This is a genomic window from Nocardia sp. N2S4-5, assembly GCF_044628355.1.
Lineage (GTDB): Bacteria > Actinomycetota > Actinomycetes > Mycobacteriales > Mycobacteriaceae > Nocardia > Nocardia wallacei_B.
This window is the reverse complement of the sequence record NZ_JBIUPM010000001.1, coordinates 6,409,923-6,431,501: the sequence shown is the minus strand read 5'-3', so window position 1 is coordinate 6,431,501 and position 21,579 is coordinate 6,409,923. Positions and strand designations below refer to the sequence as shown.

Here is a 21,579-nt window from a genome sequence, read left to right as displayed (position 1 = left end):
GACCTGGTGACATAGGTGGTCTGCATCACAGGTTGACCAGATCTGACGCGCTCGAGTAACGTCGCGGCAGTGGCTACGAAGCAGGGCGCCCGGGCCAGGCGCCACTACGGCGGTCGCACCGCCGAAGAGCGGGCCGGACAACGACGGGAACGACTGTTGCAGGCCGCGCTCGAATTATTCGGAACCCAGGGGTATTCGGCCACCAGTATCGAGCAGTTGTGTTCCGCGGCAAGCATTTCCACACGCAGCTTCTACGAGGAGATGAGCAGCCGTGAGCAGCTGCTGATCGCCCTGGCGGACGACCTCATCGGCCGCGCGGTCGCCGCCGGGCTGGCCGAGATCGACGCCGCGGCCGAACTGCCCCTGGCGGAGCGAATCGCCCGCGGGGTTCGCGCCTATCTCCAGATCACCTGCCGCACACCTGGTTCGGCGCGGGTGTGCTACATCGAGGTGGTCGGGGTCAGCGATGCCGTGGAGCGGTGGCGGGCCGAGTGGCGCAAGCGGATCGGTGCGCTGTTGCAGGGCGAGGCCGAACGCGCGGTGTCCCGCGGCCAGGCGCGGCCGCGGGACTACCGGCTGTTCGCGATCTCGGTGATGGGCGCGGTGAACTCGCTGGCCCAGGAACTCGCCCGGCACGACCCGGAATCGCCTCTCACACTGGACGATATCTGTGCCGAGATCGGCACGCTGATCGGCGCCGGGGTCGCCTGAACCCGGCGGCGGTTCAGCTCACCCAGGGCGGGGTGAACCGGCTCCCGTCGGCGAGTTCACCGGAGAAGCCGACCGGCACACTCACTATCAGCACGGCCGGCGACTCGCCGAGATTGTCGACCCGGATGCGAGCGCCGGCGGGGACGACGGCGGCGTCACCGGCCGACAACCGTTCTGCCGCATCGTCGATCGCGAGCACGATCTCGCCCGCCAGCACCACGAACACCTCCTCGCGCAGTACGCGATGTGGCTCCCCGGCCGTGCCGGCGGCCACCTCGAGCTGCCAGACGCACAGCTCGGTGCTGCCGGTGCCGGGCCGGGCGTAGGAAATGAAGCGGGCGTTGTGCATTTCGTGGACATCGGCCTCGGCGGCACGGACGACAGGCATCGGACAACTCCTCTTTAGTCAATTTTCTTGACTATATAGTCAAGCTGCTTGACCTATCTGTCAAGTGCCAAGATGCAACCATGCCGACCCGAGCCGCCGCACCCGCCCAGGATCTGCCCATGCTGCTGCTCGCGGCCGCCGCGGAAGTCACCGACGCCGTGCACGCCGCGGTGGCCGCGGCCGGATTCGACGATGTGCGTCCCACCCACGGTTTCGCCTTCGCCCGCATGGCGCCCGACGGCGCGACGGTCGGCGAGATCGCCGAACACCTCGGCGTCACCAAGCAGGCCGCGAGTCAATTGGTCGAGGAATTGGTGAACAAGGGCTACGCGCAACGCAATCCGCATCCGCGCGACGCCCGCTCCCGGCTCATCACCCTCACCGCGCGCGGGTGGGCGGCGACCCGGGCCGCCGATGCCGCGGCCGCCGAATTCACCGCGCGATGGGAAGCCGCCCTCGGCCGGGAGCGGACGGCCGGCCTGCGCGACGCGCTGGCGCGGGTGGTGGCGCCGGGCAGGGTCCGGCCCTCGGCGTGGTGAGCGACTAGGCTCGACGCCACCGTCCCCGCGATACGAGTCCGCCATGCCCGACTACGCACACACCGACCACGCCGCCAAGGGCCGCGCCGACAAGGCGCGCCGCCTCGCCGCCTACCTCTGGCAGCGCGGCATCACCGGCGCCGATCTGCTCGCCCTGCCCGCGGCGACCCGGCGCAAACTCGCCCGCGCCGCCGACACCAATCCGCCCGGCACCGACGAGACCTGGGCCATGGTCGCGCGCCTGCTCGACGAGAAGGACGACTGGGCCGCCCGCCACCCCGAGCATCCCGCGGCGCGGCGCGCACACCGCGACGAGAAGATCCTGTGGGTGAAGCCGCCCGTGAAGCCGTGGACCGCACCCGAGCCGGGGCCTTGACATCAAGAAATGAACAGGGGTTCACTCCTTGATGTGGCACCCGACTACGAGCACCATTCCGGCACCCGCCCGGCGGCCTGGCGCGACGACGCGACCAGCGGCGACGATTCGCCGTACACCGGCCTCCCCGCGCCGGACGCCGATATCGCCTACCGCACGCTGACCTACGAGGTGACCGGCCGCATCGCGCGAATCACCTTCGACCGGCCCGAGCAGGGCAACGCGATCACCGCCGACACCCCGATCGAGCTGGCTCACGCGGTCGAGCGCGCGGATCTGGATCCGCGCGTGCACGTCATGGTGGTATCCGGCCGCGGCAAGGGCTTCTGCGGCGGTTACGACCTGTCGATCTTCGCCGAGGGCGGGTTCTCCCCCACCGGGGCGGCCCAGCCCACCACCGGCACCGTGCTCGACCCCGCCGTGCAGGCCCGCAACCACAACCCCTGGGGCACTTGGGATCCCATGGTCGACTATCAGATGATGAGCCGGTTCAACCGCGGTTTCGCCAGCCTGCTGCACGCGAACAAGCCGGTCGTCGCCAAACTGCACGGCTTCGCCATCGCCGGCGGAACCGACATCGCCCTGTTCGCCGACCAGATCATCTGCGCCGACGACACCAAGATCGGTTATCCGCCCACCCGGGTCTGGGGCATTCCCGCCGCGGGCATGTGGGCGCATCGACTCGGCGACCAGCGCGCCAAGCGACTCCTGTTCACCGGCGACTGCCTGACGGGCAAGCAGGCCGTCGAGTGGGGCCTGGCGGTCGAGTCCTGTCCGGCCGCGGAACTCGACGAGCGCACCGAGCAACTGCTGCAACGGATCTCACGCGTCCCGATCAATCAGCTGATCATGGCGAAGCTGGCACTCAACAGCGCGCTGCTGGCGCAGGGCGTGACGAACTCGGGCATGGTCAGCACGGTCTTCGACGGCATCTCCCGGCACACCCGCGAGGGCTACGCCTTCCAATTGCGTTCGGCGACAGTGGGCTTCCGCGAGGCCGTGCGCGAGCGGGACGAGCCGTTCGGCGACTGGAAGCGGGCGCAGTTCGAGAAGGGTTCGAGCGCAGGCGAATAGACTCCGCGCCGCCGGACGACCCTGGTCAGCCGAGATCGATATCCGTGCTGTGCTCGGCCTCGCGCACGACCTTCTCGGCCAGGGAGCGGACCGCCTTCGCCTCGCCCTCGGTCATGTCGTCGATGAACAGCCGCCGCACCAGCTCGACGTGATGGGGGGCGGCTTTTTCGAGGGCTCGGCGCCCCGCCTCGGTCAGCCGCACCAGGACGCCGCGCGCGTCGTCGGCGGCGGGGGTGCGCGATACCAGGCCGCGATTGTCCATCCGGCCCAGATGCTTCGACAGGCGGCTCTTGTCCCAGCAGATCTCGGCGGCCAGTTCCTTGGCCCGCAGACAGCCGCCGGGCGCCGCCGACAACGCCACCAGGATCTCGTAGTCGGACATCGACAGGCCGTCGCGGGCCAGCCCGGCCGCCATCGCCGCGTCCAGGCGCTGCCGCATCCGGATGTACGCGGACCATGTCGCCTGTTCCGCGTCGCCGAGCCATCGCACCATGGAATGATCCTAACCGGCGTTTGGTTGACATGGACACCAACCCGCCGAGGAGGTCCCGATGCCCGCCATCACCGTCGACAACATTCTGGTACTGCCGCGGCTGCCCCGACCGGACGGCACCGCGCGGCAGCGGCCGGTCCGCGGCATCAGCACGGCACACCGCCAGCGCGAGGGCGCCGGTTTCGAGGTGCGCCGCCCGTTCCCGAGCACGGAACTGCGCCAGGCCGACCCGTTCATCCTGCTGGATCAGATGGGCCCGGTCGCCTACGAGCCCTATGAGGCCAAGGGCGCGCCCTGGCATCCGCATCGCGGCTTCGAGACCGTCACCTACATGCTCGACGGCACGATGGTGCACCACGACTCGAACGGCGGCGGCGGTGTCATCAGCGAGGGCGACACCCAGTGGATGACGGCCGGCTCCGGCATCCTGCACGACGAACTGCCCGCCGAGGAACTGGTGATCTCCGGCGGCGTCTTCCACGGCATCCAGCTGTGGGTGAACCTGCCGCGGGCGCAGAAGATGGCCCCACCGCGCTATCAGGATCTGCGCGCGAGCGAGCTGACGCTGGTCAGTTCGCACGACGGCGGCGCGCTGGTGCGGGTCATCGCGGGCGAGATCGGCGGCTTCGCAGGACCCGGCGCCACCCACACCCCGATCGCGTACGCACACGCCTCACTCAGCCCCGGCGGGCGCCTGGAAACGCCCTGGCCGCAAGAGTTCTCGGCGATGGCGTACGTGCTGAGCGGCAGCGGCACGGCCGGTGCGGAGGGCCGCCCGCTCACCGAGGGACAGCTCGCGGTGTTCGGGCACGGCGACGCGCTCACCCTGACCGCCGACGCCGACCAGCACACCCCGTCCGGGGATCTGGAGGTCCTGCTGCTCGGCGGTGCGCCGATCCGCGAGCCCGTGGTGCAATACGGTCCGTTCGTGATGAACTCGCGCAGCGAAATCATCGAGGCCATCGAGGATTTCGAGGCGGGCCGGATGGGGCACATTCCGGCCGAGCACGTGACCGGGCGACGGCTGGGCGAGTAAGCGGCTCTCGGCCGCCCAGTTGACAACTGGCCGAGCCATCAGAACAGTAGACTCCGCGGATCCCGGCCCGGCCCCGCGGGGAGTGCCGACCGGCCCCGTCTCAGACGACCCATCAGACATCGAGGAATACATGAACGTTCGCAGGCTAATCGTGACCGCCGGCGCGGGACTGATCACCCTCGCGGCCCCGATCACCCTCTCCACCTCGGCCTCGGCCGAGGGTTTCGTACCCTCCGGCTCGGCCGGAACCGGCTCCTCCGGCATCGACGATGCCATCGGCGCCACCGGATCCGCGGGACTCGCCCAGACCGGTTCGGCCGGTGGCACATTCAAGAACTGCGACGAGGCCCGCGCCGCGGGTCGTGCGCCGCTGTTCCGTGGCGAGCCCGGCTACTCCCCGCACCTGGACCCCGACGGCACCGGAATGGCCTGCCCGACCGTCTGAACGGCTCCCAGAGCGGCACTCGCGTCAACGACGACACCCGGTGTGGCACGCTGCCACACCGGGTGTCGTGTGTCCGGGCTCAGCGCCGGAAGACCTTCACCAGCACCAGCAGCAGCACCAGCGCGCCCGCACCGATCAGGCTGTACTTCACCTTCGGTTCGTTGACCTTCGCGACCACGGCGTGTTTGGTGTTGTCGGCGATCCGCTGCGGGTCCGCCCGCACCGCGAGTTCGTCGAGTGTGTTCGCGAGCCGATTGCGCGCGGCTTCGATCTCCCGCTCGATGCCCTCGGTTTCCTTCGCCACAAGTGTCTCCTGAAATATTCGTCGTCGGTCGTGCGTCGCTAGGGGACGAGTCTATCCGGCGCGGGGAAGTCGTCGCCGTTGTCACCGCCGTCGATTACCGTGCTTGGACATGACCGAGAACCGACTCAGTCCCGGCGATACCGCGCCGGAATTCACCCTTCCCGACGCCGACGGCAAGGAGGTGTCCCTCGCCGACTACCGCGGCCGGAAGGTGATCGTCTACTTCTACCCCGCCGCCAGCACGCCGGGGTGCACCAAGCAGGCCTGCGACTTCCGCGACAACCTGGCCGAACTCGGCGGCGCGGGCATCGACGTCATCGGCATCTCCCCCGACAAGCCGGCCAAGCTGGCCAAGTTCCGCGACAACGAGAAGCTCACCTTCCCGCTGCTCTCCGACCCCGACCGCGAGGTGCTCGAGGCCTGGGGCGCGTTCGGCGAGAAGACGATGTACGGCAAGAAGATCACCGGCGTGCTCCGCTCCACCTTCCTGGTCGACGAGGACGGCAAGATCGCCCTGGCCCAGTACAACGTGCGGGCCACCGGGCACGTGGCGAAGCTCCGCCGCGATCTTTCGGTGTAGACCGGCTGGAACGACGACGGCCCGGGACGTGCTGTCCCGGGCCGTTTCGCTGTTCATACGCGCGGCATCAGCTGGGCCGCCCACTGGACCATCATGCGCCAGTGGTTGTCCCACCACTTTCCGAATTCCTCGGTGCCGAACTGGGGCGGCGCGGTCTCGCCCGGGAACAGCAGCGAGCCGTTGGGTGCGCCGACCTGGACGGTGGGCGCCGGAATCACCGAGGACGGGCCCATGGCCGCCGGTTCCGCATCGGAGTGGTGCAGGAGCGGCTGTCCCTCCGAAACCTCGGAATCGGCGGGCTCGGAATCGAATTGGCGTATCCCGAGCCGGTCGGAATCGCGTGGTCGCCAGTTCACGGCGGCCGGGTCGACGGTGATGATCTCGGGATCGGGCTCCGAGCCAGCGGATTCGTCGCTCCCGCGCAGGGCATCCCGCCGCTGCATGGGATGCGCGCTCGGGACCGTGCGGTGTGTCTGGGCCGCTATGCGGGCATCGGTCAGCTCGGAGTCGGTGCGCGACTTGCCTGTCGCGTGGTAGGCGCCGCCGACGACCAGCCCGCCAGCCAGCACGCTCGCCGCGGCGAACACCGCCGTGGCGCCGCGGGACACCCGGGCGCGGGGGGCGCTCTCCGCCGTGTCGGACAACTCCGGCTGCGCCACCAGCGCGGCGCCGATCGCCGACCCGGCCGCGGCCACCTTGCACGGCACGATCGACGCGCCGAAGCCGGTGCCCAGCGCCGACGTGACGGCGGCATCGCCGGCTGCGGAACCGATCAGCACCACCGCGTCGGGGTCGACACCGGCCGCCTCGAACTGGTCCCACGCGGCAGTGACCGCGGGCCGCATCGTCTCGCGGGTGACCGCGCCGCCCGCCGCCGTCAGGCCCGCCACCACCCGGTCGCGGCCCGGGGAGATCAGCGAGAAGCCCTGGTAGCCGGGTACCACCTCGCAGATGACCAGGTGATCGAAGCCGTCGACCCAGGTCATGGCGCGGGCCAGGGCCAGATGCGCGGACTTGGCGGACACCAGCGACGCCGTGCGCCACGGGCTCGAGGCCAGACCGGTGACGATCGCGCGGCGCTCGGCCGCGTCGCGGTAGGTGACCGCCGCACCGGCGGCCTCGTAGTCGGCGCCGAGTTCGGCGTCCAGATCCTCCAGCGCCGTTTCGACCGCGTGGGCCAGGTCGTACTTGCCGTCGCCGCGGATGCGCTGGGTGCGATGGTGCAGGATTCGCTCCGGCAAACTGTCCGGGCCGCTGCGGAGCGCCACCGCCTGCACGGCGCCGCGCTCGGTGGAAACGCCGAATGTCACCACTAATCGAGCCACTACTGATCAGCCTTCCGCCTGGTCGATGGACGCTCACTCGGTTATGTGTTCGTCACCACATCTGGTACGGATGGGTTATGAACGGCAACCAAACCGGACTCAGTCGGTGCCGCCGCGTGTCATCAGCGTGTCGCTACCGCTAGCCTGGTGACGTGGTGGAAGCGCGCACGGCAACGAGGTCGAACCGACGTGCGGACCCCGCGTTGGAGTTGCAAGACGACCCGCGGGAACTCATGCCCCGGCGCCGGCCCACGCAGGAACGCAGCAAGCGCAAGTTCGACGCCCTCCTGCAGGCCTCGCGGGAGCTGCTGGTGGAGGTCGGGTTCGAATCGTTCACCTGCGAAGAGGTCGCGGCACGCGCCGAGGTCCCGATCGGGACGCTGTACCAGTTCTTCGCCAACAAATACGTCATCGTGTGCGAACTCAACCGGCAGGACCTGGTCGCGGTATCGCAGGAGCTGGCCGACTTCCACGGCGAGATCCCCTCGATGGACTGGCTGCGCCACATGAACAAGCTCGTCGACCACCTGGCCGACCTGTGGATGACCGACCCGTCCCGCCGCGAGGTCTGGCTGGCCATGCAGTCCACCCCCTCCACCCGGGCCACCGGCGCCATCCATGAAAAGGAGTTCGCCGAGGCCGTGCAGCAGATGCTGCGCCCCCTGATGCCCCGCACCCCCCGCGCCCGCCGCTCCATGATGGCCCAGGTCCTGGTCCACGTCGTCTACTCGATGATGAACTTCTCCGTCCAGGACGGCCTCAGCCACGAAGCCGCCGTAGCCGAACTCAAGCGCCTCATGGTCGCGTATCTACTGGTGGCGGAGAAGGAATCCCGCACGGGCGGCCAACGCGACGAGTAGAGCGGGGAGCGCCGCCATCGGCGGAGTAAGCCAGTGCTTTGTACAGCCAGTCGTGGGCTCGTCCGACTGTGACGCGAGTTCCGAACAATTGTTCCGTCAGAGCCCAGTAACGGTGAATTCGATGATCGGAATCCGTTGCATCAGTCAGCAATTGCTCACGAAAATGCGCGGAATCACGATGGCCTCGCGCACGGGCATGGGCGTGTACGAACCGATCGAGTTCGCTTCCGGTGTGCGGGTGCACGCCTCCCGATACGAGCGGTACCACGTCCGCCAAGACGTCACCTACGTCGAGGTACAGCGCGTGGCGGTCTCGGATCAGGTCTGCACCGTTCCGCCAGTATTGTTGTCGCACAATACTGTTCATGCCGGGATCGGAGACTAGAGCAGCCAATTCCGCATAGGCGACGATCTCGTCGACGGAGGGATCCACCGGCGGCTCCGGGACATTCCAGCACACCCACATATCGATATCGCACCGCGGCAGCGGCGCGAGGACGCGCTGCCAGAACTGCACGAGACACCCGTGCGCTACGCCACCGTCCCGCACGGCGGCCAGGAGAGCGAGCCGCTCGGCCCGCTGCGCCGATGTAGCCGCATCGATGGCCCTCAGTGCTGCCTGAGGTTCACCCCGGATGGTGGACAGGGGCTTACAGATTTTCAGGCGGCAGCGGTTCGAAGTGAACGCTCGTAGTTGTCGGGGCTTTGGTTCCCGATCGCGGAGTGCCGCCGGGTAGTGTTGTAGTAGTTCATCCACTTGTCAACCGAGACAACGAGTTCGGTCTTCGTCGCGTAGGTGTGCCGGTAGTAGTGCTCGTGTTTGAAACTTGACCACAGCGATTCGGAAGGGCTGTTGTCCCAGCATATTCCGGTCGCTCCCATCGACCGGCGCAGCCCGTGCCGCCGGCAGGCTTGCGCGGTCAGATGCGCGGTGAACTCCCCGCCGCGATCCGAGTGCAGGATCGTGCCCTGGGCTCGGCCGCCGCGCACCGCGACCGCGGCATTGATGGCTTCGGTGACCATATCGGCGCCGATATGATCGGCCAGGCTGTAGCCGAGCACCTTGCGGGTGTGGCCGTCACGGATAGCGCAGAGGAACAGATCCCCGTGACCACAGGTCAGGTAGGTGATATCGGTCGTCCAGACAGCGTCGGGGCGGCCCTGGTCGAAGCAGCGCTTCACCAGATCCGGCGGGAACGACGCCGCCGGATCGGCCACGGTGGTGCGCACTTTGAACGTTCGGGGACTGATCCCTTCGAGCCCGGCGGAGGCCATGATCTTGGCGACGGTCTTGGCTGAGACCCGTTCGCCCTGATCGCGTAGCTCACCGGTGATACGCGGTGATCCGTAGGTGCCGTGCGATTCGCGATGCACCGTGGCGATCTTCGTTTCCAGATCCGCACGCCGCTGCTGCCGGTCGGTGAGAACCGTTGCCGCCCTGCGCTTCACATACGCGTAGTAGCCCGACTTCGACACCTGCAGCAGTCGTGCCATGCGGCGAATCGAAAACCGGTGCCCTGCAGGCTGATCAGTACCAGCAACGCCGGTGACAGTGTCGGGGCCGGCGTACTCGGCCATCAGATCGAACCGGGCCGGTTCGTCTGCATCGCGGCAAAGTACGCCGACGCTTTTTTCAGGAACGCGATGTCTTTGTCCTGGTCAGCGACCTGCCTTCGCAGTCGCTGCAACTCGGCTCGCTCCGCCGCATCGAGGGGTTTTTCACCATGAATCTCGGCGGCAGCGATCCTGCGCCGCTCGTCTTTGACCCACGTCCCCAGCAGACTCTCGTGAATGCCCAGTTCCCGGGCAACTTCGGCGACCGTGCGACCGGAATCGATCACACGATGCGCAGCCTCGACCTTGTACTCGGCCGTGAACGACCGGCGCTTACGAGGAGGCATGCAGACATCCTTTCAACAGGATCAGTGATCCTGTCAACTCGGTGTCCACAACCCGGGGTGAACCTCAGCCCGCCGCCACGCGAGAGACTTGAATTCGACCTCGACTCGCGCGCTTTCGACCGCGACGGCTTCCTCGATCGATCGTTCGCCGCGCAGTACAGCGCTGATCGAACTCAGGCCGAGACCCAGAGTGCGCAACCACCGCACTAGCAGTAGCCGCTCGGCAGCGCTCTCGGATTCGAACATCCGATGGCCTCCGGCGCTGCGTTGGGCTTCGAGAATGCCCTCGTCGCAGTAGAACCGGATCGTGCGCACCGCAAGTCCGGTGGTGCGCGCCAACTCTCCGATACTCACCAGCGCACCGGAGTGCGTGTCGCTCGTCACAAGTTATTGAACCTCCACCCCACTGGAGACCTTAGCGTACTGGCACCACCGGCCGACCCGACAGTGGAACGAAGCGGTCGTGGCGGACGAGTGGATCACGACGCATATGTCGCCATACAGAGGAGAATGTTTCTTGGCTACCACACAAGAGGAAATCGTCGCCGGTATCGCGGAGATCGTCGAGGAGGTGACGGGTATCGAGGCCGCGGAGGTGACGATGGAGAAATCTTTCGTCGACGATCTGGATATCGACTCGTTGTCACAGGTGGAGATCGCTGTGCAACTGGAGGACAAGTACAGCGTAAAGGTCCCCGACGAAGACCTCGCGAGCCTGAGAACCGTCGGCGACGCGGTCACATACGTCCAGCAGATGGAAGCGAAATACAAGGAAGGCCAGTCGAATTGAATGGCACAGGACGGTTCTGCTCGTCGCCGAGGTGGCGAGCCGGTGATTGCTGACCCAGATCTGAATCCCGCCGCAATCGAACTCGGCAGCTTCTTCCGACAGCCGCCGGATATTGTATGGCGCGCGTTGACGGAGCCGGATCTGCTGGAAAGGTGGCTGCTTCGACCGACCGGATTCGCCGCCTCGGTCGGGGCCCACTTCCGCTTCACCATCCCGGACTCATCGATCGACGAGATCATATGCGAGGTGCTGACTGCCCGGCCGACCGAGCAACTGACCTACAGCTGGATGTATCCACAGGCCGAATACCCGGCCCGATGGATCGTCGACTGGACATTGCGATCACAGGGTCGTGGCACACGACTCCTGCTGACACAGACAGGTTTCGATATCGCGGACCGTCGGCAGAAGATGGCACGCAACGCCATGGAGCGCGGCTGGAAACGGCTCGTGCTGCCGCGGCTGGGTGAGGTGATCCACCGCTGACCGGGAACGGTGCGCCGCGCCGGGTGTCAGGAGTTGATGAGGTCTGCCAGTTCGCCCGGGTCTTCCAGGACGACCATGGCGGCGGCGGTGTCGCCGTCGTGGGTGAGGGAGAGGTGGACTCGGACTCGGGGGAGGAATTCGGCGGCGAGGCCGTGCAGTTTGATGCTGGGACGGCCCCAGGCGTCGTTGACCACCTCGATGAGGGGGTACGGGTTGTCGCCGATCTGGGGGCTGCGGGCGAAACGCGATGAGGCCCAGGCCTTCAGCACCGCTTCCTTGGCCGCCCAGCGGGCCGCGTAGCTGCGCGCGGGGTCGGTGCCCTTGCTCTCGCAGTAGCGGCGCTCCCCCGCGGTGAAGCTCTCCCGGAGCATGGTGGTTCCGGCCCGCTTCAACTGGTCGGCGAACTCGGAAATGGTCACCAGGTCCAGCCCGATCCCCAAGATGGTCACAGCGTCGCAGCTCCTCAACCGTCTGTGCACCGCGGCGACCGCGTCACCGCCGTTCGTTCAATGAACTCGAACACGACGACCGCCGCTCGTGACGAGCGATCACCGATTCGGCTGCAACATACCAGCGCGGCAGCCGTTCCCCGGGGACAACGAGAGACGGACCCGCGGGGATTTCCGCCTCCGGGTGAAGCGACGAAACGGCTGCCGCGAATATGCCTGCGCGGCAGCGGTTTTCGTCAGTTTACCATCAGCGGCAGGCGGGCCCGCCGTCGGCGACGTAGGTACCGTCCTGCGCCAGGCGAGCCTGGGGCGAGAGCAGCATGTCGGCCTCCAGCTGCCGGATCTGCCCGGACGGCGTGCCGTCCGCGCCCAGCCGGCGATCGGCGGGGCGCTCGTACAGCGGGGCGCCGCCGCACATGGCCTCGACGAACCGCTGCCGTCCCGCCAGCTGCCGCTCCTCGGCCCGGCGCAGGTACTCCTCGCGCCCCTGCGGGTCGATGGCCTGGACGAACGCCTGCGGGTGCACGACCGCCAGCAGCCCGGACACGTGGCCGAAGCCGAGCGAGGTGACCAGACCGGCCTTGAGCGCGAACCGATCTCCGAAGCGCAGCGGCTCCCGCACCCACACCAGGTGCGGGTACTCCTGCATCTTTTCGTCGACACAGTCCAGGCTGCGGTTCGGCGGGATCACGCCCTGCTCCAGCACCTGGCAGAGCCCGATCAGCTGGAAGGCCGCCGCGCCGCCCTTGGCGTGGCCGGTGAGCGACTTCTGCGAGATCACGAACAGCGGATTGCCCTCGGACCGGCCCAGCGCGCCCGCGAGCCGCTCGTGCAGCTCCGACTCGTTGGGATCGTTTGCGGCCGTGGAGGTGTCGTGCTTGGACAGCACCGCGATGTCGTCCGGCCCGACGCCCAGCTTCCGCAGTTCGGCCGCCAGTCGCGACTGAGCGCCGCCCCGGCCCGCGCCCAGCGCACCGAGTCCGGGAGCCGGGATCGAGGTGTGCACGCCGTCGGCGAACGACTGCGCGTAGGCCACCACGCCCAGCACGGGCAGCCCGGCCTCCAGCGCGATGTCACCGCGAGCCAGCAACACCGTTCCGCCGCCCTGAGATTCGACGAACCCGCCGCGGCGGCGGTCGTTGGCCCGGGAGAAGTAGCGGTCGCTGATGCCCTTGGCGCTCATCGCGGCCGAATCCGCGGTGGCCGACATGTCACCGAAGCCGACGATGCCCTCGATGCCGAGATCGTCGTACCCACCGGCGACCACGACATCGGCCTTGCCGAGGCGGATCTTGTCCACGCCCTCCTCGACCGACACGGCCGCGGTCGCGCACGCCGCGACCGGGTGGATCATCCCGCCGTAGCTGCCGATGTAGGACTGAACCACGTGCGCCAGAGCGACATTCGGCAGCGCCTCCTGCAGGATGTCGTTGGCGCGCGGCTCGCCCAGCAGGTTGTCGATGTACAGCGACCGCATGGAGGACATGCCGCCCATGCCGGTGCCCTGGGTGTTGGCCACCAGCGAGGGGTGCACCCAGCTCATCAGCTCGGCGGGGCTGAACCCGGCGGACAGGAACGCGTCCACGGTGCAGACGATGTTCCACAGCGCCACCCGGTCCACCGAACTCGCCATATCCGGCGAGATGCCCCACTTGGTCGGGTCCCAGCCCTGCGGGATCTGGCCGCCCACGGTGCGCGACAGCTTCGCCTTGCGCGGGACGCGAATCTCGGTGCCCGCCTGGCGAGTCACCTGCCAGTCGCCGGAATCCGGCACCGGCGCGACGACCGTGTGCTCGGGGTCGGCGGCCTGGAAGGCGCGCGCCTCGGCCTCGCTGGTGACCACGAACGACAGGTCCTTGTCCAGGAACACCGAGGTGAGCAGCGGCGAGGTGTTGTCGATCATGGCGCCGTCGTCGCCGTAGCGGCGCACGCCGCAGCGTTCCACGACCGTGTCGTGGTAGCGCTCGGCCACCTCCGATTCGTCCACGTACTCACCGGATTCGGTGTCGTACCAGCCCGGCTTGGGCTCGTTCTCCCAGGTCACCAGGCCGGTGGTCCATGCCAGCTCCAGCACGCCGGCCGCCGACAGCTCGTCGGAGACCTCCATCTCGAAGCGGGTGCGGGCCGAGCCGTACGGGCCGAGTTCACCGGCGCCGACGATGACCACCATGTCGGCGAGATCGGCTGTCACCGGGCCCCATTCGGGCACCGGCAGCGCCGAGGTCAGCGTCGGCGGGGTGGGCAGGGCGGCGATGGTGCGCTCGGCGGGCTCGAGTTCGACTGCGGCAGCGTCGGTTTCGGCGTTCTCCGCCTCCTTGGCCAGCGCGGGCAGGTCGAGCTTGGCGCGGGCCAGGCCGCCGGTCAGGTCGATCTGCTGCGGTCCGGACGTGGTGACCACGCGGGCCCGGCTGGTGCACCACTTCAGCAGCTCGTCGGCGATCTCCGTCGTCGACCAGGTCTGCACACCGGCCCGCTCGACCGCCGCGACCAGCGGATCGTTGTGGCCCATCAGCCCGGTGCCGCGCACCCAGCCGATCAGCGCGTGCACCAGGGTGACCCGCTGCGACCACGACTTCTCGACCCGCCACTTGGCGACCACGGCGTCCAGCGCGGCCTTCGACTCGCCGTAGGCGCCGTCACCGCCGAAGATGCCGCGGTTGGGCGAACCCGGCAGCACCACATGCAGTTTCGCGTCCACGTCGTGGTCGGCGCCGAGGCCGGACAGACCGCCGATGAGGCGCTCCACCGACCACAGCAGCACCCGCATCTCCATCTCCGCGCGGGCGCCGGCGTCGGCCAGGTCGCCCGCCACCCGCGGGGCCGCGAACGGCAGCAGCAGCGTCGGCGTCATCGCAGGCTTGACGAGAACCTTTGCGCCACCGGCATTGTCGGTCTGCTCGTTACCGACCCAGTCGATCAGCGCGTCGACGTCGGCGTAGGACGCCATGTTGGCGGGCACCACCCACAGCGCGGCGCCGTGCCGGGCGTTCTCGCGGTAGAGCCGCTTGTAGAACCCGAGCCGGTAGTCGTCGAGCTTGGAGGTGGTGACGATGACCGTCGCGCCGCCACCGAGCAGGCGCCCGGCGGCCGCGGCCGCGATGGAACCCCTACTCGCACCGGTGATCACGGCGATATCCGAGGACCAGGTACCGGCCTCGTCGGCGTCCAGGGCCGCCTCGGCGATCCGCTCGTAGACGCCGGCGAGCACCGAGCGCGCCTCCGACATCGCCCGCTGACGCCACCAGTTCGCCTGCGCCGCAACGGTTTCGCCCGCACCGACAAAGGTGTCCACCGGCAGCTCGCCGAGGTCGGCGTCGTCGCCGAGCCACAGGCGCGCGAGATCCTCGCGGGCGGTGGCCCAGCGGTCGTCGATCAGTACCGCCTTGCGGCCGTCGAACGCGGGGGCGACCAGCCGCGGCCAGTCCGAACCCAGTTCGGCGGACACCAAGTCGACCAGCGAGTCGTCGGAGGCCTCCGGCGCGGACACCTGCTCCGCGAGGCCCAGCTGCTCCAGCACGACGCGGGCGGCGGTGGCCAGCACGCCGTCGCGGCCGGTGATCTGCTCGGTGAACTCACCCAGCGCGGCGGCGTCGACGGTCGCGCCGCCACCGCCACCGGCGGCGGGCAGCGAGACGCTCACCCCGCGCCGGGCCGCCACCGACTGCACGGCGGCGTCGATCGCGGCATCCACCGCGGCGGCGTCGCCGAGCGCGCCGGAGACCAGGCCGCCCAGGTCGCCACCGCGCACGCTGGCGCCCTCGCGGGTGCCCAGCGAGACCTCGGCGGTGACGTGGTGGGCCCAGCCGTCACCGAGTTCCCAGACCTTCTTCACGCGGTCGGCGATGGCCGCCGGGCGCTTGCCGGAGGGGCCGAACACCTTGCGCAGGTGGTCGCCGACGGCGTCGGAGAGCACCGAGCCGAACGGCTTGTAGGTGCGGGCCAGCCGCTCCACGGTCGCCGCGAGGGCGCCCATGTCGGCGTCGGCGGCACCGTCGATGGCGCCCAGCGACAGCTCCGAGCCGAGGTCGACCAGCAGCTGGTTGCGCCGTGAGGAGACGCCGTCGCACAGGCTCTCGATGGTGTCCACCGGCCCGATCTGGTCCAGGCGCAGCTTGGTCCACAGGGCGATCAGCACGCGGGTCGCGTCGGCGGCAGTGAACGGGATGTCGTCGGGACGCGGGCCACCGGAGGCAGCGACCGGAGCGGGAGCCGCGGCGGCCGGAGCGGCGGCAGCGGCCGGAGCCTGTTCGGCCACAACCTCTTCCGGCTCCTCCACGGGCGCCGGGTCGGAGTCGGTGGAGTACACCACGCCGGCCTCACGCTCGATATTGAGCACCTCGACCTTGGCGGTGGCGAACTGCGGCAGCTTCAACGTGTTGGTGGCCAGGTTCGCCACGGTCGGCGTGGCGGCCAGACCGATCTCGACGAAGCGCTCCACCCCGAGCCCGCCCTCGGCCGGGTCGCCGAACAGCAGGTCCTGGGTCTCGATCCAGCGCACCGGGCTGGCGAACTGCCAGGCCAGCAGCTCGATCAGCACCACCCGGCACAGCTCGGTCGGGCGCGCGGACCAGTCGTCCCAGTCGGCCAGCACCCGGGCCAGCGGCTCGGAGGGCACCAGATCGGCGATCTCGCTGAGGAACTCGCGCTCCAGCGAGAACGGCCGCGGCACCAGGTTCGGAATGTAGCGTCCCGCAAGGATTTCGGGGTGCAGATTCTCCGGCAGCAGGTCCTCGAGCTTCTGCCGGAACTCCGGCACGCCCTTGCGCAGCACGGTCGAATGGAAGGGCACGTCGATGCCGGGCACCAGCACGAAGGCCCGCTTGCCGCCGAATTCCGCACGGCGGCGCTCGATCTCGGCCTCCAGCTCCTCGAGGCCCTTGACCGTGCCGGCGATCGCGTACTGCGAGCCGCGCAGGTTCAGGTTGACGACCTCGAGGAATTCTCCGGCGCGAGCGCCGATTTCCGCGACGAAGTCGATGACCTCGGCGTCGGGCAGCCCGATCTGCGACGGGCGGATGGCGGCCATCCGATAGTCGCTGCGGCCCTGGGCATCCCGCGGCACCAGCTCGTGCATGGCCGAGCCGCGCTGGAACACCACCTCGAGCACGGCCTCCAGCGGCAGCACCCCGGCGACGGCGGCGAGCGCGTTGTACTCACCGACCGAGTGCCCGGCCAGCATCGCGCCCTCGACGAAGGCCCCGGCCTCGCGCAGCTCCGCCACCTGGGCGACGCCCAGGGTCGCCATCGCGACCTGGGTGAACTGCGTCAGGTGCAGCACGCCCTGCGGGTGGCGGTATTCCACGCCGCGGGCCTTGAGGTAGGTCGGATTGTCGCGCACCACCGCGAGGATGGAGAAGCCCAGCGCCTCGCGGGTGTGCTTGTCGGCGCGATCCCACACCTCCTTGGCCGCCTTGGAACGCGAGCGAGCATCCAGGCCCATCCCCTTGGACTGGATGCCCTGACCGGGGAAGGCGTACACGGTCTTGGGCGCGGCGAGCCGGCCGGTGCCGGTCATCACCAGATCACCGGCGGCGCGGCAGGAGACCTCGATGATCTCGCTGCCCCCGTCGACGGCGACCCGCTCGACCCGCACGTCGATCTCGGCGCCCGGCCGCACCATGCCCAGGAACCGGGTGGTCCACGCGGTCAGAGTCCGTGCGGGAACCGGGGATTCGGGGTCCACGGCCGACACCGCGTGCTGCGCGGCGGCCGACAGCCACATGCCGTGCACGATCGGGCTGCCCAGCCCGGCCAGCTTGGCGGCGTTGTCGCTGGTGTGGATGGGGTTGTGGTCGCCGGAGACCGCGGCGAACGCGGCCATGGCGCGCGGCGCGACCATGGTGAGATCGCGGCGGCGACGCCGCGGGGTGTCGGTGGCGGAGTCGGAGACGGCGCTCCCGGCGCGCGGCGGATCGGTGAGTTCACCGGCGCCGGTGCGGCCGCGAATCGCGAAGCGCTCCACCAGCTTCGCCACGGTCGGGGTCTCGAGACCGTGGTCGCGCATCACGCCGACGGTGACATTCACCTCCACGACGCGGCCCAGATCGGTGTCGAGCACCGACGCGGACTCCGCGCGCACGCTGAGAACCGCTGCGCTGTCGGGCAATTCACCCACCAGCTCGATCCGGTGATCGAGGTGCACCAGATCCAGCATGCCCTCGATGACGGCGGCGCCGTCCTCGGTGCGGCCGGCGCCGAGCACCGCGAAGACGGCGGGCCAGCAGGCGCCCACCAGCACGTCCGGCACGGTGCGGCCGATGGTGCTCAGGGTCGGCGGCAGTCCGGAGCCCGTGACACCGGCGTGGTCGGCGATCAGATCCGGGGTCCAGGCCGTGTTGACGTGCGCGACGTGCGTGCCGTCGGCGGACTTGACCTCCGGCAGCGACTGCCCGGCGGCGACCGCCAGCAGCGCCGACATGGCGGCCTCGGCGTCGTCCTCGGTGATGACCGGCGCACCGCCGTTGTAGACCGAGGCGGGCACGGTGATGCGGATCCGCACCGCGTCGCGGCCCAGCAGCGGCACCGAAAGCTCCACGTACGCATGGTCGTTCGTGGGTCCCTCGGTGGCGCTCAGCGTCGCGCCGGTCGGCGGGTGCTTCGCGCCCTTGCCGTTCATGGTCCACTCGCTCAGGTCACCGAGGCGGTGGATCGGGTTGACCGTGGTGCGCCCGGCCCACTGCACATCCGGTGCGGCGAGCACGATGTCGAGCGCGCCCGCGGCGACCTCGACGCGGCGGCGGCCGTCGACCGCCTTCGGCGTCACGCCGTCGCGCATCAGCGCGTAGGCGGTGTTCTGCTCGAACCGGTCCAGCAGTTCGCCCACCGGCTCGTCGACGCGGGTGATACCGGCGACGGACACGGTGCCCGGGATGACGCAGACCTGGTCGGCGGCGTAGCGCGGGTCGTGGGCCTGCCACAGCGAATCCGAGCGCCACCAGCGCCGCACGTCCTGGTCGACGACGGGCACGAAGTTCACCGGCTTGCCCGGGGTCTTGCACAGCGAGACGAAGAACGGCACGTCGGCCGGGTGCAGCACGGTGTTCGCGGCGGCCGGGTACTGCTCGCGCAGCGCGCAGATCGCCTGCACCGGCTGCTCGAACGCGTCGTCGGCGCCGAACAGCGTCGGGATCTCGCCGCGGTCGGCGGGGTGCAGCCGGGATTCGGTGCGGCGCATCATCTCCGCGAACCGGTCGCGCCAGGTGATGTCCAGCCACACCGAGCGGGTGGCGTCGGCGATGGCGTCGCCCAGGTCGCTGCCGCAGTCGAAGTCCTTGCGGCGGTCCAGTCCGACCGCGAGTTCGACGTAGCGCTCCAGCCATTCCAGGTAGGTCATGGTGGCGACGTCGCCGAAATACGGCTTGGCCGTGCTGTTCAGCGCCTCGATGATCTCCGCGCGCCGCTCGGCGACGGCGTCCGCGTCCCCGGCGACCTCGTCCAGCAGTCGTCCGGTGCGCGAGGCCGAGTTGTCGATCTCGTGGATGTCGGCGCCCAATTGGCTACGGCCCGACGCCATTCCGCCGACTGCCGTGCCCGCGCCCACCCAGTCGGGGGTTCCGGGGGTGTCGACCAGCAGCTGCTTCACCTCGGGAGCGGTGGTGGCCTCCAGCGTCGCCATGGCGGCGGTGCCGACCAGGACGCCGTCCAGCGGCATGGCCGGATAGCCGTGCGCCACAGACCATTCGCCGGTCAGGTACTCGGTGGAGCGCTCGGGCGTGCCGATGCCGCCGCCGACACAGACCACCACGTTGGCGCGATTGCGCAGCTCGGCGTAGGTCTCCAGCAGCAGGTCGTCGAGGTCCTCCCAGGAGTGGTGGCCACCGGCCTTACCGCCCTCGATGTGCATGATCACCGGGTAGTCCCCGACCGCGTCCGCGATCCGCAGCACCGCGCGGATCTGCGCGACGGTGCCGGGCTTGAACGCGACATGGGTGATGCCGACCTCGGAGAGTTCCTCGATCAACGCCACGGCCTCGTCGAGTTCCGGGATACCCGCGGTGACGATCACGCCGTCGATCGGTGCGCCCGCGGACCGGGCCCGCTGCACCAGCCGCTTGCCGCCCAGCTGCAGCTTCCACAGGTAAGGGTCCAGGAACAGCGAGTTGAATTGCACCGCGCGGCCGGGGTGCAGCAGCGTCTGCAGTTCGGCCACCCGGTCGGTGAAGATCTGCTCGGTCACCTGGCCGCCGCCGGCGAGTTCGGCCCAGTGGCCCGCATTGGCCGCGGCCGCAACGATTTTCGCGTCGACCGTGGTCGGTGTCATGCCCGCCAGCAGGATCGGCGAACGGCCGGTGAGGCGGGTGAAGGAGGTCTCGACCACGACGCGGCCGTTGGGCAGGCGAATCGGCTCGGGCGCGAACGCCGACCACGCCGGGGGCACCTCGGGCGCGGCGCCCGGCGTGAACAGGGCGCGCTGCCCCGGACGGGTCGCGACCGGAACGGCGCCGACGCCGGTGCCCTTCAGCGAGCCCTGAGTCAGGCGGGTGAGCAGGTCGCCCGGGCCCAGATCCAGGATCCAGTGTGCGGCAGCCGAAACCACCCCGTCGACGATCTCCACCCAGTCCACCGGGTCGACCAGGATCGCGCGCGTCAGCTCCGCGGCCAGCGCGGTGTCGATGTCGCACTGCTCAGCCCACGCGGTAACCAGCTCGACCGTGTCCGCCAGCGCCGGGTGGTGGAACGCCACCTCGACCTCGACATCCTCGAACACCGGCGCGAACACGGCGCCGCCGCGCTTCTTGGCGTCGCGGTCGCGGGTCTGCTCGTCATGGATCTGCGCGCAGCGCTGCCGCACCCGGTCCAGCTGAGACACGGTGCCCGACAGCACCACTCGCCGCCGTCCGTTGCGAATCGACACCACCGCGGCGATATTCGGGTCCACGCCCTGCGAGACCTCGGCCACCACGGCCCGCAGCTGGTCCGGGTCGACATTGGACACCGCGACCATCGGCGACTTCGCGCCCACCGGGATCAGTCCGCGACGGCGCGCCACCAGAGTCGCGGCGGCGCCGATCAATTGGGCCAGGGCGAGCAGTTCGGCGTCGCGCGCGCCGTGCGATTCGGCGGCCTTGGCGGCGAGCAGGCCCTGCGAGTGCCCGACCACCGCGACCGGCGCGTGCTCGGCCGGGTCCAGCCCCTGCAGCCGCAGCGCGCGCAGCGCCGCCGCCTGCGCCAGGAACACACCCGGCATGGAGACCGCGGCCGACCGCAGCACCTGCTCCGACGGCGCGGCCGACACCTCGCCCTGATCGAGGTCGGCGAGGTCGTCCTCCAGCATCCACCCGATCGGGTCGAAGCCGACGGGCCGCACCACCAGCAGCTGCGCCGCCACCGGCTCCAGCGCGGCCGCGGCCTCGTTCACCAGGGCGGTCAGTTCCGGCTCCAGCGCGCTGTCGCGCCCGATCTCCTCCAGCTCGCCCAGCCATCGCGCGCCCTGCCCCCCGAAGGCCAGCGCGTACGTCTCCCCGGCCAGCAGCCGATCCAGCAGTGACGACTTGATCGCCGTATCCGAAGCTCCCCCAACAATCTTGGCGTTCGATCCGGTCTCGGTGCTCTCGTTGATCGTCAAGACGTTCGACTTCCTTACTCGTGGCGGCCGGTCCCTCGTGGGGGCCGCTGTCCATGCGCAGGTGTCCCTCGCCCCTGAGGACCTGATGAAATCCGAGGATCGCATAAATCATGAGGAAATCCTCACGTTTGCCGTCCGGTCACGGCCGCTACCGCCCAGTATTTCGGTACGTCCGTACAAGAACATCGCCAAACATGACCCTCCCTCATGTTTGAACCCGCTGGTGGAGCCGGTTACACCGCCGTAGGAAAGTTGAG

20 protein-coding genes are annotated in these 21,579 nt (G+C 69.4%); 11 read left to right on the top strand and 9 right to left on the bottom strand.

What is annotated here, in order from left to right; genetic code table 11:
- The first annotated feature begins 69 nt into the window (after window positions 1-69).
- Window positions 70-711, top strand: a complete 642-nt coding sequence (locus tag ACFMRZ_RS29735) for a TetR/AcrR family transcriptional regulator (RefSeq protein ID WP_400181605.1) — start codon at window positions 70-72, stop codon at window positions 709-711.
- Between the two features lie 13 nt (window positions 712-724).
- Here ACFMRZ_RS29735 and ACFMRZ_RS29730 read toward each other — a convergent pair whose 3' ends face one another.
- The gene (locus ACFMRZ_RS29730) at window positions 725-1,099 is read right to left on the bottom strand and encodes a cupin domain-containing protein (protein ID WP_400181604.1); all 375 of its coding nucleotides are present in this window, start codon (window positions 1,097-1,099) and stop codon (window positions 725-727) included.
- A gap of 80 nt (window positions 1,100-1,179) precedes the next feature.
- Here ACFMRZ_RS29730 and ACFMRZ_RS29725 point away from each other — a divergent pair, with 80 nt between their 5' ends.
- The 3 genes from ACFMRZ_RS29725 to ACFMRZ_RS29715 are packed head-to-tail and all read left to right on the top strand — an operon-like array spanning window position 1,180 to window position 3,088.
- Window positions 1,180-1,638, top strand: a complete 459-nt coding sequence (locus ACFMRZ_RS29725; RefSeq protein ID WP_280361399.1) for a MarR family winged helix-turn-helix transcriptional regulator — start codon at window positions 1,180-1,182, stop codon at window positions 1,636-1,638.
- 43 nt (window positions 1,639-1,681) lie between these two features.
- Window positions 1,682-2,014: a hypothetical protein gene (locus ACFMRZ_RS29720; RefSeq protein WP_280275820.1), complete on the top strand. Its 333-nt coding sequence runs from the start codon at window positions 1,682-1,684 to the stop codon at window positions 2,012-2,014.
- 33 nt (window positions 2,015-2,047) lie between these two features.
- A complete protein-coding gene (locus ACFMRZ_RS29715; protein WP_280275821.1) occupies window positions 2,048-3,088 on the top strand; it encodes a crotonase/enoyl-CoA hydratase family protein in 1,041 nt (346 codons plus the stop codon).
- A gap of 25 nt (window positions 3,089-3,113) precedes the next feature.
- On the opposite strand, the gene ACFMRZ_RS29710 is transcribed toward ACFMRZ_RS29715, so the two are convergent.
- Window positions 3,114-3,581: a MarR family winged helix-turn-helix transcriptional regulator gene (locus ACFMRZ_RS29710; RefSeq protein WP_400181603.1), complete on the bottom strand. Its 468-nt coding sequence runs from the start codon at window positions 3,579-3,581 to the stop codon at window positions 3,114-3,116.
- 58 nt (window positions 3,582-3,639) lie between these two features.
- Here ACFMRZ_RS29710 and ACFMRZ_RS29705 point away from each other — a divergent pair, with 58 nt between their 5' ends.
- On the top strand, window positions 3,640-4,617 hold the full coding sequence (locus ACFMRZ_RS29705; RefSeq protein WP_400181602.1) for a pirin family protein: 978 nt from the start codon (window positions 3,640-3,642) through the stop codon (window positions 4,615-4,617).
- Between the two features lie 130 nt (window positions 4,618-4,747).
- The gene (locus ACFMRZ_RS29700) at window positions 4,748-5,062 is read left to right on the top strand and encodes an excalibur calcium-binding domain-containing protein (protein WP_280275824.1); all 315 of its coding nucleotides are present in this window, start codon (window positions 4,748-4,750) and stop codon (window positions 5,060-5,062) included.
- Window positions 5,063-5,141: 79 nt separating this feature from the next.
- Here the strand turns inward: ACFMRZ_RS29700 and ACFMRZ_RS29695 are convergent, their stop codons facing one another.
- Window positions 5,142-5,366 carry a DUF3618 domain-containing protein gene (locus ACFMRZ_RS29695; protein ID WP_280275825.1) on the bottom strand — a complete coding sequence of 75 codons (225 nt, stop codon included), beginning with the start codon at window positions 5,364-5,366 and terminating at the stop codon, window positions 5,142-5,144.
- A gap of 109 nt (window positions 5,367-5,475) precedes the next feature.
- Here ACFMRZ_RS29695 and bcp point away from each other — a divergent pair, with 109 nt between their 5' ends.
- Window positions 5,476-5,946 carry a thioredoxin-dependent thiol peroxidase gene (bcp, locus tag ACFMRZ_RS29690; protein ID WP_280275826.1) on the top strand — a complete coding sequence of 157 codons (471 nt, stop codon included), beginning with the start codon at window positions 5,476-5,478 and terminating at the stop codon, window positions 5,944-5,946.
- Window positions 5,947-5,999: 53 nt separating this feature from the next.
- On the opposite strand, the gene ACFMRZ_RS29685 is transcribed toward bcp, so the two are convergent.
- The gene (locus ACFMRZ_RS29685) at window positions 6,000-7,256 is read right to left on the bottom strand and encodes a hypothetical protein (protein ID WP_400181601.1); all 1,257 of its coding nucleotides are present in this window, start codon (window positions 7,254-7,256) and stop codon (window positions 6,000-6,002) included.
- A gap of 248 nt (window positions 7,257-7,504) precedes the next feature.
- Here ACFMRZ_RS29685 and ACFMRZ_RS29680 point away from each other — a divergent pair, with 248 nt between their 5' ends.
- A complete protein-coding gene (locus ACFMRZ_RS29680) occupies window positions 7,505-8,131 on the top strand; it encodes a TetR family transcriptional regulator (RefSeq protein WP_400183004.1) in 627 nt (208 codons plus the stop codon).
- A gap of 121 nt (window positions 8,132-8,252) precedes the next feature.
- Window positions 8,253-8,516 (top strand): hypothetical protein, encoded by a 264-nt coding sequence (locus ACFMRZ_RS29675; RefSeq protein ID WP_400181600.1) that lies wholly within the window; start codon window positions 8,253-8,255, stop codon window positions 8,514-8,516.
- A 275-nt stretch (window positions 8,517-8,791) separates the two neighbouring features.
- On the opposite strand, the gene ACFMRZ_RS29670 is transcribed toward ACFMRZ_RS29675, so the two are convergent.
- From ACFMRZ_RS29670 to ACFMRZ_RS29660, 3 genes are read right to left on the bottom strand one after another with little or no spacing between them, the layout of a single operon-like run.
- Window positions 8,792-9,709, bottom strand: coding sequence for an IS3 family transposase (locus ACFMRZ_RS29670; protein WP_400181599.1), 918 nt, complete (start codon window positions 9,707-9,709; stop codon window positions 8,792-8,794).
- Window positions 9,709-10,032 carry a transposase gene (locus tag ACFMRZ_RS29665; protein WP_280330709.1) on the bottom strand — a complete coding sequence of 108 codons (324 nt, stop codon included), beginning with the start codon at window positions 10,030-10,032 and terminating at the stop codon, window positions 9,709-9,711. Before ACFMRZ_RS29665 ends, ACFMRZ_RS29670 begins: the two co-directional genes overlap by 1 nt.
- Window positions 10,033-10,065: 33 nt before the next feature.
- Window positions 10,066-10,371, bottom strand: coding sequence for a MerR family transcriptional regulator (locus ACFMRZ_RS29660; protein WP_400181598.1), 306 nt, complete (start codon window positions 10,369-10,371; stop codon window positions 10,066-10,068).
- A 178-nt stretch (window positions 10,372-10,549) separates the two neighbouring features.
- Here ACFMRZ_RS29660 and acpM point away from each other — a divergent pair, with 178 nt between their 5' ends.
- Together acpM and ACFMRZ_RS29650 are read left to right on the top strand one after the other, a co-directional pair.
- Window positions 10,550-10,822, top strand: a complete 273-nt coding sequence (gene acpM, locus ACFMRZ_RS29655) for a meromycolate extension acyl carrier protein AcpM (protein WP_400181597.1) — start codon at window positions 10,550-10,552, stop codon at window positions 10,820-10,822.
- Window positions 10,823-11,308, top strand: coding sequence for an SRPBCC domain-containing protein (locus ACFMRZ_RS29650; RefSeq protein ID WP_400181596.1), 486 nt, complete (start codon window positions 10,823-10,825; stop codon window positions 11,306-11,308). It begins immediately after the preceding gene.
- 26 nt (window positions 11,309-11,334) lie between these two features.
- Here ACFMRZ_RS29650 and ACFMRZ_RS29645 read toward each other — a convergent pair whose 3' ends face one another.
- Both ACFMRZ_RS29645 and ACFMRZ_RS29640 read right to left on the bottom strand, forming a co-directional pair.
- A complete protein-coding gene (locus ACFMRZ_RS29645; protein ID WP_280366601.1) occupies window positions 11,335-11,757 on the bottom strand; it encodes a holo-ACP synthase in 423 nt (140 codons plus the stop codon).
- Window positions 11,758-12,004: 247 nt separating this feature from the next.
- A complete protein-coding gene (locus ACFMRZ_RS29640) occupies window positions 12,005-21,322 on the bottom strand; it encodes a fatty acid synthase subunit beta domain-containing protein (RefSeq protein ID WP_400181595.1) in 9,318 nt (3,105 codons plus the stop codon).
- Between the last annotated feature and the right edge of the window lie 257 nt (window positions 21,323-21,579).

What these genes read in the sequence shown, in the direction of transcription:
- ACFMRZ_RS29730 (WP_400181604.1), bottom strand. Translation starts at nt 1,099, where the DNA reads ATGCCTGTCGTCCGTGCCGCCGAGGCCGATGTCCACGAAATGCACAAC.
- ACFMRZ_RS29725 (WP_280361399.1), top strand. Translation starts at nt 1,180, where the DNA reads ATGCCGACCCGAGCCGCCGCACCCGCCCAGGATCTGCCCATGCTGCTG.
- ACFMRZ_RS29720 (WP_280275820.1), top strand. Translation starts at nt 1,682, where the DNA reads ATGCCCGACTACGCACACACCGACCACGCCGCCAAGGGCCGCGCCGAC.
- ACFMRZ_RS29710 (WP_400181603.1), bottom strand. Translation starts at nt 3,581, where the DNA reads ATGGTGCGATGGCTCGGCGACGCGGAACAGGCGACATGGTCCGCGTAC.
- ACFMRZ_RS29705 (WP_400181602.1), top strand. Translation starts at nt 3,640, where the DNA reads ATGCCCGCCATCACCGTCGACAACATTCTGGTACTGCCGCGGCTGCCC.
- ACFMRZ_RS29700 (WP_280275824.1), top strand. Translation starts at nt 4,748, where the DNA reads ATGAACGTTCGCAGGCTAATCGTGACCGCCGGCGCGGGACTGATCACC.
- bcp (WP_280275826.1), top strand. Translation starts at nt 5,476, where the DNA reads ATGACCGAGAACCGACTCAGTCCCGGCGATACCGCGCCGGAATTCACC.
- ACFMRZ_RS29680 (WP_400183004.1), top strand. Translation starts at nt 7,505, where the DNA reads ATGCCCCGGCGCCGGCCCACGCAGGAACGCAGCAAGCGCAAGTTCGAC.
- ACFMRZ_RS29675 (WP_400181600.1), top strand. Translation starts at nt 8,253, where the DNA reads ATGATCGGAATCCGTTGCATCAGTCAGCAATTGCTCACGAAAATGCGC.
- ACFMRZ_RS29670 (WP_400181599.1), bottom strand. Translation starts at nt 9,709, where the DNA reads ATGGCCGAGTACGCCGGCCCCGACACTGTCACCGGCGTTGCTGGTACT.
- ACFMRZ_RS29665 (WP_280330709.1), bottom strand. Translation starts at nt 10,032, where the DNA reads ATGCCTCCTCGTAAGCGCCGGTCGTTCACGGCCGAGTACAAGGTCGAG.
- ACFMRZ_RS29650 (WP_400181596.1), top strand. Translation starts at nt 10,823, where the DNA reads ATGGCACAGGACGGTTCTGCTCGTCGCCGAGGTGGCGAGCCGGTGATT.